This window comes from Citrobacter koseri ATCC BAA-895, from assembly GCF_000018045.1.
Classification (GTDB): Bacteria; Pseudomonadota; Gammaproteobacteria; order Enterobacterales; family Enterobacteriaceae; genus Citrobacter_B; species Citrobacter_B koseri.
The window spans coordinates 2,708,143-2,720,632 of the sequence record NC_009792.1 but is presented as its reverse complement, the minus strand read 5'-3'; the positions used below and the strand labels follow the sequence as shown (position 1 = coordinate 2,720,632).

The 12,490-nt window shown below is 58.3% G+C and carries 13 protein-coding genes; 1 reads left to right on the top strand and 12 read right to left on the bottom strand.

The annotated features are described in order from the left end of the window. Positions 1–14: 14 nt before the first annotated feature. The 5 genes from CKO_RS12510 to CKO_RS12490 are packed head-to-tail and all read right to left on the bottom strand — an operon-like array spanning position 15 to position 4,743. Complete coding sequence (locus CKO_RS12510) at positions 15–1,172, bottom strand: branched-chain amino acid ABC transporter substrate-binding protein (protein ID WP_012133756.1); 1,158 nt, start codon at positions 1,170–1,172, stop codon at positions 15–17. Between the two features lie 27 nt (positions 1,173–1,199). Further along, a complete protein-coding gene (locus CKO_RS12505; protein WP_012133755.1) occupies positions 1,200–1,919 on the bottom strand; it encodes an ABC transporter ATP-binding protein in 720 nt (239 codons plus the stop codon). After that, positions 1,912–2,679 (bottom strand): ABC transporter ATP-binding protein, encoded by a 768-nt coding sequence (locus tag CKO_RS12500; protein ID WP_012133754.1) that lies wholly within the window; start codon positions 2,677–2,679, stop codon positions 1,912–1,914. The genes CKO_RS12505 and CKO_RS12500 overlap by 8 nt, the downstream gene beginning before the upstream one ends. Then, positions 2,676–3,782 carry a branched-chain amino acid ABC transporter permease gene (locus tag CKO_RS12495; protein WP_012133753.1) on the bottom strand — a complete coding sequence of 369 codons (1,107 nt, stop codon included), beginning with the start codon at positions 3,780–3,782 and terminating at the stop codon, positions 2,676–2,678. The genes CKO_RS12500 and CKO_RS12495 overlap by 4 nt, the downstream gene beginning before the upstream one ends. Positions 3,783–3,792: 10 nt before the next feature. Next, the gene (locus tag CKO_RS12490; protein WP_024130638.1) at positions 3,793–4,743 is read right to left on the bottom strand and encodes a branched-chain amino acid ABC transporter permease; all 951 of its coding nucleotides are present in this window, start codon (positions 4,741–4,743) and stop codon (positions 3,793–3,795) included. 171 nt (positions 4,744–4,914) lie between these two features. Between CKO_RS12490 and CKO_RS12485 the strand changes: the two genes are divergently transcribed. Beyond that, a complete protein-coding gene (locus CKO_RS12485; protein ID WP_012133751.1) occupies positions 4,915–5,847 on the top strand; it encodes a LysR substrate-binding domain-containing protein in 933 nt (310 codons plus the stop codon). Positions 5,848–5,899: 52 nt separating this feature from the next. On the opposite strand, the gene CKO_RS12480 is transcribed toward CKO_RS12485, so the two are convergent. Genes CKO_RS12480 through CKO_RS12450 form a run of 7 tightly spaced genes read right to left on the bottom strand, consistent with a single transcriptional unit; the run spans position 5,900 to position 12,375 of the window. Then, complete coding sequence (locus tag CKO_RS12480) at positions 5,900–6,706, bottom strand: phosphate/phosphite/phosphonate ABC transporter substrate-binding protein (RefSeq protein ID WP_012133750.1); 807 nt, start codon at positions 6,704–6,706, stop codon at positions 5,900–5,902. Continuing rightward, a complete protein-coding gene (locus tag CKO_RS12475) occupies positions 6,703–7,707 on the bottom strand; it encodes an ornithine cyclodeaminase family protein (protein WP_012133749.1) in 1,005 nt (334 codons plus the stop codon). The genes CKO_RS12480 and CKO_RS12475 overlap by 4 nt, the downstream gene beginning before the upstream one ends. Continuing rightward, the gene (locus tag CKO_RS12470; RefSeq protein ID WP_012133748.1) at positions 7,704–8,675 is read right to left on the bottom strand and encodes an ABC transporter ATP-binding protein; all 972 of its coding nucleotides are present in this window, start codon (positions 8,673–8,675) and stop codon (positions 7,704–7,706) included. Before CKO_RS12470 ends, CKO_RS12475 begins: the two co-directional genes overlap by 4 nt. Positions 8,676–8,687: 12 nt before the next feature. Then, positions 8,688–9,320 (bottom strand): ABC transporter permease, encoded by a 633-nt coding sequence (locus CKO_RS12465; protein WP_012133747.1) that lies wholly within the window; start codon positions 9,318–9,320, stop codon positions 8,688–8,690. Then, positions 9,317–9,940, bottom strand: coding sequence for an ABC transporter permease (locus tag CKO_RS12460; protein WP_012133746.1), 624 nt, complete (start codon positions 9,938–9,940; stop codon positions 9,317–9,319). Before CKO_RS12460 ends, CKO_RS12465 begins: the two co-directional genes overlap by 4 nt. Further along, positions 9,940–11,484 (bottom strand): HAL/PAL/TAL family ammonia-lyase, encoded by a 1,545-nt coding sequence (locus CKO_RS12455; RefSeq protein ID WP_012133745.1) that lies wholly within the window; start codon positions 11,482–11,484, stop codon positions 9,940–9,942. Before CKO_RS12455 ends, CKO_RS12460 begins: the two co-directional genes overlap by 1 nt. A gap of 9 nt (positions 11,485–11,493) precedes the next feature. Next, positions 11,494–12,375 carry a glycine betaine ABC transporter substrate-binding protein gene (locus tag CKO_RS12450; RefSeq protein WP_012133744.1) on the bottom strand — a complete coding sequence of 294 codons (882 nt, stop codon included), beginning with the start codon at positions 12,373–12,375 and terminating at the stop codon, positions 11,494–11,496. Positions 12,376–12,490 lie beyond the last annotated feature (115 nt).

The following is a 12,490-nucleotide window of genomic DNA, read 5'->3' as shown; positions in this document are numbered from 1 at the left end:
ATTGCCTCACTGCGTTACTTCGTTTTGGTGCCGCCCAGTACCGTTTGCGGCTGCCATTTACCATCCACGACTTTGTAGACGGTGAAAGACGGCGATTTCAGGTTGCCTTCATTATCAAAAGCGATCTGCCCGGTAACGCCGGAATAGCTTATTGCGCGCAGAACCGGCAGATACTCAGCCGGATCGACAGAGTCGGCTTTTTCCATCGCAGCAACCAGAACGCGGGTGGCGTCATAGGCGAATGGGGCGTGGAGTTCAATATGGGTGTGGTAGCGAGACTGATACTCTTGCTCGAACGCCTTACCGCCCGGCATCTGCTCAACCGGCAGGCCCGGCTCCAGCGCCACGACGCCTTCGCCTTCTTTCTGGGCCAGTTGCAGGAAGGTCTGGCTGACGAAGCCGCCTGCGCCCATCAGCGTGGCGTTCATACCCAGCTGTTTGATACGACGCGCCAGCGGCGCGGCCTGGCTATCCACGCCGCCGAAGAAAATCAGGTCAGCATTTTTGCTACGAATGGCGGTCAGCACGGCGCTGAAATCCACGGTTTTGTCGTCAACGTACTGACGGTCAACAATCTTCACGCCCTGCGCTTCAAGTGATTTTATAAACTCGTCAGCCAGCCCCTGACCGAATGCGGTACGGTCGTCGATCACGGCAATACGTTTTGCCTTCAGGGTATTCACCGCGTACTGACCGGCAAACTGGCCGCCGTCGTCGTCATGCCCCATCACACGGAAGCTGGTATCAAAGCCTTGTCTGGTATAGGCATGGCCGGTGGCAACAGGCGCGACCTGGGCGATACCCGCATCGTGATAAACGCGTGCTGCCGGAATACTGGTGCCGGTATTCCAGTGGCCGACCACGCCCGCCACGCCGCTATCGACCAGACGCTGCGCCACAGCCACGGCAGTGCGCGGGTCGGACTGATCGTCTTCAGATTGCAGCCTGAAGGTCACCGCTTTACCACCGATGGTCGGGTGCTGCTTGTTGATATCGTCAATCGCCAGTTGGGCGCCGTTCTCCAGATCTTTACCAATACGGGCAGACGGGCCGGTAAGCGGGCCTGCAAGACCGATGGCCACGGTTTCGCTTTTAGCTGACCATGCACCTGTAGAGGCAAAACTACTGAGCAGAATAGCGGCGCTGAGCGCACTGATTTTTACTGTTTTCATTGTTTTTCCCTGCTGTTGGTGAGTGTGTTAAACAGGCATTTCGCCCAAATAAATCTGTGCAATTTGATCGTCATTAAGCATCGCTTTCGACTCGCCGTGATGCACAATGCTGCCGCTGTCCATCACCCAGGCGCTGTCGGTTACTTCCAGCGCCAGTCGGGCGTTTTGTTCAATGAGCAGCAGGGCGACGCCGCGTGCGCGCAGCCCGGCGATCACGGTAAAAATGTTTTCCACCATCCTGGGGGCTAACCCCATAGACGGCTCGTCGAGGATCAGCAAACGCGGGCGGCTCAGCAGGGCGCGGTTGAGCGCCAACAGCTGCTGTTCGCCGCCAGAGAGCAGTCCTGCAAGCTGGTGCTGGCGTTCGCCAAGACGCGGGAAACGCTCAAAAATCTCTGCCATTTCGCGCTTAACGCTGGTGGCGTCACGCCTTAACCATGCCCCCATCTGCAAATTTTCAAGCACCGTCATGCGGGCAAAGATGCCGCGACCTTCCGGCACCATCACCAGCCCGTTGCGCAGCAGCGTCTCCGGTTTCTGTTTGCGTACGGCTTTGCCATTGAACTCAATGTTGCCGTTAAAACTTTCCAGCCCGGTGATGGCGCGTACGGTGGAACTTTTACCCGCGCCGTTGGCGCCAATCAGCGTGGCTTGTTCACCCTCATGCAGGGTAAAGGAGATATCGCGAACGGCCTGAATACCGCCGTAATGCACATCCAGGCGTTCCACCTTCAGTAACTCAGACATGCTTATTGCCTCCAAGCCAGGCTGCGATAACTGCCGGGTCGCGACGCACGCTATCCGGCGTGCCGCAGGCCAGCGTTTTGCCGTAATCGAGCACCGTCAGGCGGTCGCAGATGTTCATCACTAGCTTGACGTCGTGCTCGATCATCAGCAGGGTTTTGCCATCTTCACGAATACGGATTAACAGCTCGCCAAGCGCGACCTTCTCGGCGGCGTTCATCCCCGCAGCAGGTTCGTCAAGCGCCAGAAGCAGCGGATCTGTAGCCAGCGCGCGGGCGATCTCAAGACGACGCTGGTGGCCATAGGCCAGATCGCAGGCGCGGTAATGGGCAAACTTTGCAATGCCGGTGTACTCCAGCCAGCGCCAGGCCTGTTCGCGGGTTTGCGCTTCTTCCTCACGGGCGCGTTTATGGCGGCTCAGTGCAGCCCATAGCCCATTACGGGTACGAACGTGGCGACCGACCATCACGTTTTCCAGCACCGACATCTCGTTGAACAGACGCACGTTTTGAAAAGTGCGTGCAATCCCGGCGGCGGTGACTTTCTCTATCTGTTTTGGGTAATAGGGTTGGTCTGCAATAAAAAACGCCCCCCTGTCTGCCGGGTAAAGCCCGGTAATCAGGTTAAAACAGGTGGTTTTTCCGGCTCCGTTGGGGCCGATCAGACCGTAGATCTCGCCTTTATTAATGGAAAGCGAAACATCGTCCACGGCGGTCAGGCCGCCAAAGCGTTTGGACATATTGCTCACGGTTAACAGGCTCATGCTTTCACCTCTTTGTGGCGAACCGGCCAGATACCGGATGGGCGAACCAGCATCACCAGCACCAGTGCAAGGCCGTAGAAGAGCTGACGCAAAATTTCCGGGTCAATCAGTACCGTGCCGAACAACATCTGTTGAACAGGGGCCGCCTGGCTACGGAGCAGTTCCGGCAGAGCGGTCAGGAGCACCGCACCGAGGATCACGCCGGGGATATGGCCCATACCGCCCAGCACCACCATCGCCAGCACGGCAATGGACTCTTGCAGGGTGAAGGATTCCGGGGAGACAAATCCCTGAAACGCGCCAAACAGTGCGCCAGCGACGCCGCCAAACGAGGCGCCCATAGCAAAAGCCAGCAGCTTATAGTTGCGCACGTTAATGCCCATCGCGCGGGCCACGTCTTCGTCCTCACGAATCGCGTGCCAGGCGCGGCCGATACGTGAGTGTTGCAGGCGCAGGCAGACAAAAATGATCGCCACAATGACCAGCATCAGCAGGTAGTACCACAGCCACAACGCGGGCACTTTAAAGCCGAGCCAGTGATAAACACCGCTGAACTTCAGGCCAAACAGGTTAAGCGTATCCACGCCGGTGATGCCTTTGGCGCCGTTGGTGATATTCACCGGGCGATCGAGGTTGCGCATCAGAATGCGGATAATTTCGCCAAAGCCCAGCGTAACAATAGCCAGATAATCCCCGCGCAGCTTCAGCGTCGGTGCGCCAAGCAAAATGCCGCATACGGCAGCGACCAGTGCCGCAGCCGGAACGATCAGCAGATACGAGGTATGTAGCCCGTCCGGGAACCAGACGGCGAGGATTGGGAACACCTCAGACAGATGGGGAGAGGCCAGCAGAGCGGCCAGATAAGCCCCAACGGCATAAAAGGCAATAAACCCCATATCCAGCAGGCCGGTATAGCCCACGACGATATTGAGCCCCAGCGCCAGCATGATGTAGAGCAGGGCGAAATCGATCACGCGGACCCAGTAGTTACCGCCAAGCTGACTGGCAACGACAGGAGCGATCAGCAATGCGATGCAGAACAAGGTCATGCCTGACCAAAATTTGCGCGTCGTGGCTGGAGCTTGCAGTTGTACGGTTGTCATTGGTTTTCCCTTACGCTCTGTGCGCCACGCGCTCGCCCAGCAAACCTGCCGGACGGAATACCAGCACCAGGATCAACACGATGAAGGCAAACACGTCCTGGTAATTACTGCCAAAGACGCCGTTAGTGAGTTCACCGAGATAGCCCGCACCCAGCGCTTCTATGACGCCCAGTAAAATCCCGCCGATCATCGCACCGCGAATATTGCCAATGCCGCCAAGCACGGCGGCGGTGAACGCTTTAATTCCGGGGAGAAAGCCCATTGAGAAGCTGGCGTTACCGTAGTTGCTCGCCATCATCACGCCGGCCAGCGCCGCAAAAATGCCGCCGATAGCAAACGTCAGGGTGATGATGGCGTTTGGGTTAACGCCCATCAGCGTGGCGACCCGCGGATTCTCTGCCACTGCGCGCATGCCTCGCCCGAGGCGAGTGTATTCAACCAGCAGCCACAGACCGGTCATGACCGCCAGCGCCAGCCCGACGGTGACAATGCCGGTGAGAGTGATAATCGCGGGTGGATGAGTTTCGCCGCCGGAGGTCACGGCGATCGGGGCCATCGACAGGATCTGCGGGAACATCAGCGGGTTGCGGGTCCAGACGATCATCGCCACGGTTTGCAGTAATACGGAAACGCCGATACCGGAGATCAGCGGAGCCAGCCGTGGAGCGTTACGCAGCCTGCGATAGGCGAAACGTTCTACCGCCATTGCCAGCAGGGCGCAGACGGCCATCGCAATGAGCAGCGCTACACCGAGTTGCAGTAACTGCGGCATAGCAGGGAAGGTATGATTCAGGACATTGATGGCGGAGAGCGTAGTAAGCGCGCCAACCATCAGGATATCGCCGTGAGCAAAGTTAATAATACGCAAAATACCATACACCATGGTATAGCCCAGCGCGATCAGCGCGTAGATGCTGCCCAGCATCACACCGTTTATCAGTTGTTGTATGAGTGTGTCCAACGTTTGTACCCGACAAATTGCTCTTTCAGTGGGTACCATCCAATAATTGAATAAAATTGTAAAATACACATATATTATTTCTTATGATAAACAGATATTTTTATATCTTAATGATTAATATGATTATTTTATTAATCACAAAACAAGGTTATAGCCTAAAGAAATCAATATATGAATAAAACAGAACAATTGATGACATTACCCTCCTTTGCGGAGAGTCGCCTTGCCAACGATCCTCCGTTGCGGGCGGTGCGCGCCTTTGAAGCCATTGCCCGGTTAGGAAGCGTGACGCAAGCCGCGAGGGAACTGGCGATTTCGCCATCTGCGGTTAGCCATCAGCTCAAATTGCTTGAGGGATATCTGCAAATCGCGCTCACCGAACGGCATGGGCGACGACTGGCGCTGAGCCAGCAAGGGCGTGAATATTATCGTTCGATCCGTGCGGCGTTTAACGTTTTGCGTCAGGCGACGGAGCATCTGGTGGAGCAGGAGCAGACCCGGCAGGTAACGATTAGCCTGATTCCGCTTTTTGGGATGGGCTGGTTTATTCCTCGCCTGCCGATGTTTATGCGCGCGAATCCGCATACCGAGATTAACGTGGTGTATGCCAATCACCGCAACTATCTGAGTGATGCTTCAGACATGTCGATCCGCTTCGGCAATGGCAACTGGGCGGGATACCAGAGTGAAAAACTGATTTCCGGGCGCATGGTGCCAGTATGCAGCCAGGCGTTTTTGCGACTGCATGGTCATATTGATACCCCGGAGCAACTGATGCAGATGCCGCTGCTGCATGATGAAGAACGAACCACCTGGCATCAATGGTTTATTCAGCAGGGCGTGAAGCGTTCCCCGCCGCGCAGCGGCCCCTTGTTTGAGGACGGTCTGCTGACGCTGGCGGGCGTACAGGCAGGACTGGGATGCGCCCTGATGCGCGAACCCCTCATTATGCCGTACCTGGACAAAGGCGAGCTGGTGAAGATTTTCGATCTGCCAATAGATGACGGGCGCGACTACTATTTGTGCGTCCGCCAGGATAGTGAAATGACGCAGGATGGCAAGCTATTACAGAACTGGTTAAGGCGCGAAGCGGCTACCGTATAACGATGTCACCGCATATGAAGCGAATAAGGGGCGACATAATGAAATGCCGTTTTCAGCGCAGCGTTGCATAGCCTCTGGAGAACGCAATTTCTTCCCGGTCGCAGACGACTTGCCAGGCGTCTGCTGACGGGGTGATAAATCCCCGCAGCCCCAGAGGCCGTAATAGCGTGGCGTCGCGCTCTGTATTCAGCGTCAGCAGCGCCGTTTGCAGCGCCGCAATGGCCTGTGGATTAACAGTATCGCTTGCCACCAGTAAAGGCATCGGCGCGGGAACGCTGCGCGTCAGTATGCGCACATGGCACGTTAGTTCCGGCTCATACCGGCACAGAAGCGACCAGGCATAGCTGTCCAACGGGCCGACATCCGCTTCGCCCGCTGCCAGCGTTTCCACCACGCGTCGCGGGGTGATTAGCGGCCCGACAAGCGTGCGATAGAGCGTCTTTCGCGTCTCGTTAATGTATGCCGACAGATGATAGCGTACCGCGTTATAGCCGGAGTGCGACTCCGGGTTGGTATACGCCAGCCGCCCGCCGAACGTCTCTTCCAGACATCTGGCGGTAGACGATGTCGGCACCATAAATAGGGTGCGGTAGTGCCCTGGAATCCCTTCCCTGGCGGCCTCTTCCGTAACCGGCGCGGCCACCGGGCGTACCGGAAAGCGCCGCTGCGCGAAGGGCCAGCCGCACATGAATACCGCCAGCAGATCGGAACGAGCCCATAGCCCCTCCAGTCTGGCCGGGGCCGGGTAGTCAACAATCTCTGCCGTCAGCCCGGCGCGGCGCACGGCTTCGGGCAGGAGTCTTTTCCACCCCTCCGCCGCTGCCGGAGTTACCGAGTACATTCTTGCGTTAACAATCATCGGTAACGTAGCTCCTGACCAATACCCAGCGCACGCGCTTTCTTCAGCATCGTATGCCCCAGCGCAATATCGCTTAGCGACAGCCCCCGGTGCCAGAAGAGGATGGTTTCATCATCATTTTCACGGCCTGGCTTCGTGCCCGCGACAATGTCACCCAGCTCGGCATGCAGGGTATGCTCACTTAATTTTCCCGCTTCTACGTGGGCTCGCAGTGAACCAAACATGCCGCCTTTGCACTGCCCCCAGTCGTCCACCACCAGCTTGTCCATCATGTCGGTGAGCGACAGCTCCACGGCGCTCATGGTGCCGTAGGGCACAACAAAGGCGCCGGGTTTTATCCATTCTGTTTTTAACAGCGGCGTCGGCGCATTAAGACGCGAGGCTTCGACCACAATATCCGCGCCGCGCACGCAGCTTTCCCAGTCATCGGTAACGATGATTTTTTTGCCGAGATCCTGCTCCAGACGGCGGGCAAATGCGGTACGGCTTTCCGGGCGACGCGAATGAATGCGGATTTCATCAAAATCATAAATGCTGTTGAGCAGACGAACGTTCCACCAGGCGGTTCCCCGCGCGCCGATATGCCCCAGCACTTTACTGTTGCGGCGGGCAAGGTGGCGTGCGCCCAGCGCGGTAAGCGCGCCGGTGCGCATATCGGTGATCGCTGACGCGTCCAGAATGGCGACCGGCATCCCGGTGCGCGGATCGAACAGGTTCAGCAGCGCCATTTCCGAGGGCAGCCCGAGCGTATAGTTATTGACGTAATCGCCGACGATTTTTACCCCGGCGAGTCCCAGCGGTTCGATATAACCGCGCAGCACGTTAAAGTGGCCGTTAAACGCTTTATCGGGAATTAAATGCATGCGCGGTTCAATGACTGTTTTTTTCTCTCCCTGTGCCCGCAGCCCGTCCTCCACCGCCGTGAGGATTTCTGTATCCGTGAGCTTCAGTTGGTCAACGTCGGGGCCGTTTAGCCAGGTTAAATGGATGGGTTGAGTCATAAATTTCTCTCACTGGTAGCATGGTTCGCATCGGGTCGTACGTGGGTGAAAAGCCGCTGGCGAGTTAATACGCCAACGGGCGCGCCGCATTTGGTGACGGTGATGCTGTCGGCGCGCCGGGAAAGCATCAGCGCCAGCGCATCTTTCAGGGTAGCGTTGACGTCAAGCCGTTGTGGGTGGTCAGCGCTCAGAGACGTTTCCATCGCCAGGGCTACCGGGGTAATAGCAAGAAGTTTCAGCGCCGCATCGCTGCCGACAAAAGCCGCGACGAACTCATCCGCCGGGGCCGAGAGCACTTCAGCGGGCGGGGCATACTGGCACAGGCGTCCTTCGCGCATAATGGCGATGCGATCGCCCATTTTGATAGCCTCATCAAGATCGTGAGTGACGATAATCACCGTCTTTTTCACGCGTTGCAGAATCTGCTTAAACTCGGTCTGTAATCGCCCGCGAACCAGCGGATCGATGGCGCCGAACGGTTCATCCATCAGCATGACCGGCGGGTCCGCCGCCAGTGCGCGGGCAACGCCGACCCGTTGCCGCTGACCACCGGAAAGCGCGGCAGGAAATCGGCTGGCGTATTGCCGGGCATCCAGCCCGACCAGTTCCAGTAATGTTTCCACTCGCGCCTGAATACGCGAGGCGCTCCAGCCCAGCAGGCGCGGCACCGTGGCAATGTTGTCCGCGACGGTCATATGCGGGAACAGTCCGACGTTCTGAATAACGTAGCCGATATGCCGACGCAGCATCACCGGATCTTCCGTTGCGACGTCGCGCCCGTTTACCCGGACACGCCCGGAAGTGGGTTGTTCCAGCCGGTTGATTAAGCGCATGGTGGTGGTTTTACCGCAGCCGGAAGGGCCAATCAGGGCCGTGGTGGTTCCCTCTTCAAATGTCATGGAGAGATCGTCAAGCGCTTTACGCGGCGAACCAGGATAAATTTTGCTAATATTTTCCAGTGTAATCATTGTATTAGCCTTTTACGTCGGCTGAGAAAACAGGCGCTCAAGCAGGGCGAAAAGCGCTTCGATAGCCACAGCGAGCAGAATAATCGGCACCGCGCCGACCAGCAGGCGCGACATGTCCATGATGGCAATGCCGGTGGTGACAAAATCCCCCAGACCGCCGCCACCGATAAATGACGCCAGAGCCGCGCCACCGACAACCTGTACGGCGGCGGTACGGCAGCCGGCGAGAATGCCGGGAGCCGCCAGTGGCAGTACGATTTTGCCTGTGACCTGCCAGGGCGTGAGCCCCATGCCGTGCGCCGCTGAGAGCGTATCCGGGTTCACGGACTGAATGCTGGTGCAGGTGTTGAGCAAAATCGGCGGCACGGCCAGCACCACCAGCGCGACGACTGAAGGCAGCAGGCCAATACCGAGAAACGGCATAACCGCCGCAAGGATCGCCAGACTTGGGATCGTCCGCAGCGTGCTGGCGCCGCTGGTGATGATAAAAGCGAGGCGAGGGATGTTCGCGATCAGCACACCCGTCGGGATAGCAATAATCAGGGCGATGCTGAGCGCCAGCCCGCACATCATCAGATGCTGCCACACTGCCTGCCAGAACAGCGGCTGGTTATCCAGCACCCATAGCCATGCCTGGATTATCATTGGTCTCTCCCCTGTAAAACGCGCCGCTGTAGCCGGACAAAAAACAGATCCGCGCCGATCGCCAGCAGCGACGTCAGGCCGCCGCCGATAAATATTTTCTCTGGATAGCGCTGATCCAGCCCGGCGAGAATAATCGCGCCAAGTCCACCGGCGTTGATATATGCCGCGACCGTAGCGATGCCGATAAGCGTGGTGGTGGCAATGCGCAGTCCGGTGATGATGAACGGTAGCGCCAGCGGCAGTTCCACTTCGCGCAGATTGCGCCAGGCGCCATATCCCATTCCGCGCGCCGCTTCGCGGACGTCCAGCGGAATGGCATGAAAACCGGTGGCAATATTGCGGGTCAGGATCATCAGCGCATAGGCTGTCAGCCCGACAATCGCCGGGAGCATTCCGATGCCGAGCCACGGGATGAGCAGTGCGAATAGCGCCAGCCCTGGAATGGAAAAAATCATGCCGGTGACCGCCATCACCAGCGCATACAGTCGCGGGCGGCGGGCGGTGGTAATGCCGAGAAACAGTGAAATAGCGAACGCCATCAGCATTGCGGCGCCGACCAGTACCAGATGCTGCCAGAGCGCCAGCAGAATGTCGTCATAGTGTCGCGTCGCCCAGCGCATCAGGAGGTCTCCAGCAATACGGTCTGGCCTGCAAGCCATTCCGGCTGCATTATCGCGTCGGCCAGAACGGAAATATCGCCAGCGCTGGCGCGATCTTCATCCAGCGGCGCCACCCGAGCGCGAATCTTGTCGTGTAATGCCGTTGCATAGCGTCCTGGCCGTGGCGACGCCTGAAGATCCAGCGCCTGCGCGGCGACCAACAGTTCAATGGCCACCAGATAGTGCAGGCTTTCCAGTAGTCGTGTGGTTTTGGCGACCACCCCCATTGCCTGCGAGGCGTAATCTTCAATCCGATCGGCTACCGGCATCGTCAGCGGGGAGAGCGGCTGGGCATGATGGGCGATATCGCTGACCAGCGCGGAAACCGTCTTTTGCAGCGTGGCGAAGCCTGTCTGCCCGGCGTGGCGGGTGAGAAAACGCGGCAGGCCGCTGGCGGCGGGTGACATCAGTTTCATGATGCGTTCGCCGCTGCATGCGGCATGGCGGGCGAGAGCCAGCCCGAGGCTTTCCAGTGCCAGTGCCAGATGCGTGGCATCAAAATTGGCATTTGCCAGGACCTGTTCAGACTCAGCCAGCAGGCCGGGATTGTCGTCGGCGCTGTTGAGTTCCAGTTCCACCGCCGCGCGGGCATTCAACCAGGCATGGCAAACGCAGGCCAGCACCGGCGCGACGCAGCGGAAGCTGAGCGGGTCCTGCAACGAACGCGCGCTGCCGGGCTGGAGTAGCGGGCTGCCTTCCAGCAGCGCCAGCAGATACGCGGCGGTCTTAGCCTGTTGTGGTGCGGGGCGCATCCGCGCCGCCCAGGGCGTCAGCGGCGAGATATTAGCGCGAAACGCTTCAAACGAGAGCGCGATAGCGCCCGCGTGGGCGTTCATAAGCCGGGCGGCGTCGTGCAGCAGCAGCGCGGCGAGGCCGACGCTGGCGGCGTTAGACGACACCAGCGCCAGCCCGTCTTTTCCACGCAGCGGCGCAGGCGTCAGACCCGTCTGGTTCAGCAGTGCGGAGACTGGCGCCACCGTACCCTGATATTCCGCTTCGCCATCGCCGATGAGCGCGCGTCCGATATGCGCCAGCGGCGCGAGATCCGCTTCGCCAATAGATCCGATAAGCGGAACGCGCGGATGGATGCCTTCGTTGATAAAGGCCAGCAGCGTCTGCGCCACGGGCAGAGAAATACCCGATGCGCCCTGCACGAAACCCGCAAGACGCGCCAGCATGATCGCGCGAACCTGTGCGGGCGTTGCCTGCTGGCCGACGCCGACCGCCCGCGCCAGCGGGATTCGTCGCTGAATCGCCTGTAGCAGATCCTCATCGTGACGGTCATTTTGCGTGTGCAGCAGCGTCGTATCGACATTAGCGCCAAGCCCGGTGGTGACGCCATAGATATGCTTTCCGGCGCTGATGCTGTGCAGCAGAAAATCAAAGGACGCGCTGATGGCCTGCTGCGCCTGCGCCCCCAGCGCGACAGTCTGGCCGCAGTCAGCGACAGCTCGCACGTCATCAAGTGTGAGCGGCGCGTCGCCCAGAAAAAGTGTCGTTGTCACGGTCGTACCCTATTTAATTACGCCTTTTGCGCGCAAAAAGTCTTCCGCCACATCGCGCGGTTCTTCTTTATTCTTTTCCACTTCCGCATTCAGTTTTTGCATCGTGGCGTTATCAAGCAACTGGCTGATGTTATTTAAAATGTCGCGAACCTGGGGATGTGCCTGTAGTGCTGTATCGCGCACGACCGGCGCAACTTCGTAGGGAGGAAAGAGGTGTTTATCGTCTTCCAGTGCGACATACTGGTTTTCCGCGATTTGCCAGTCGGTTGCGAAGCCGTTTGCGACGTCTATTTGCCCGGCAGCAAGGGCGTCGTAGCGCAGGCCGACTTTGGCAAACTGGCGGAAGGCTTTAAATTTAATGCCGTAGGTCTGCTCCAGCCCTTTCAGGCCGTCCTGACGGTCGCCAAACTCCGCACCTGCGCCGATGGTCAGTTCCGGCGCGGCTTTGGCGAGGTCGGAGAGCGTTTTCAGGTGGTATTTCTCTGCGGTTTGTTTGCTCACCAGCAGTGCGTAGCCGTTGTTCACGCGGGCTGGTTGCAGCCAGGTGAGATGATATTGCTGCTGGTAGGCGTCGCTGACCTGCTTAAACACCTGTGCGGCATCGGAGGAGGGCTTTCCTTTGACCACTGCGCTGAGCGCCGTACCTGTATATTCCGGGTACATATCAATTTCGCCTTTCAGCAGCGCGGCGTGGGCGATTAGCGTCCCGCCCAGGTTTGTTTTGCGTTCAACGGAAAGACCGGATTGCTCCAGTGCCTGGGCATAGATTTCCGCCAGAATATATTGTTCGGTAAAGTTTTTGCTGCCCACAACGAAATCCGCTGCCTGCGCCTGCGCTGCGAACAACCCCAGCGCCAGCCAGGAGGCTGCCAGTTTGTTTTTTATGCTCATCCCCGTTTCCCCGCAAAGAAATGCATGAATTTACTTGTATATACAAACCAGCGAAGCTAGCAGCATATTGACGGCGCATGAAATAGGGATTCGTTCTTTCTTATAACGAAACTTT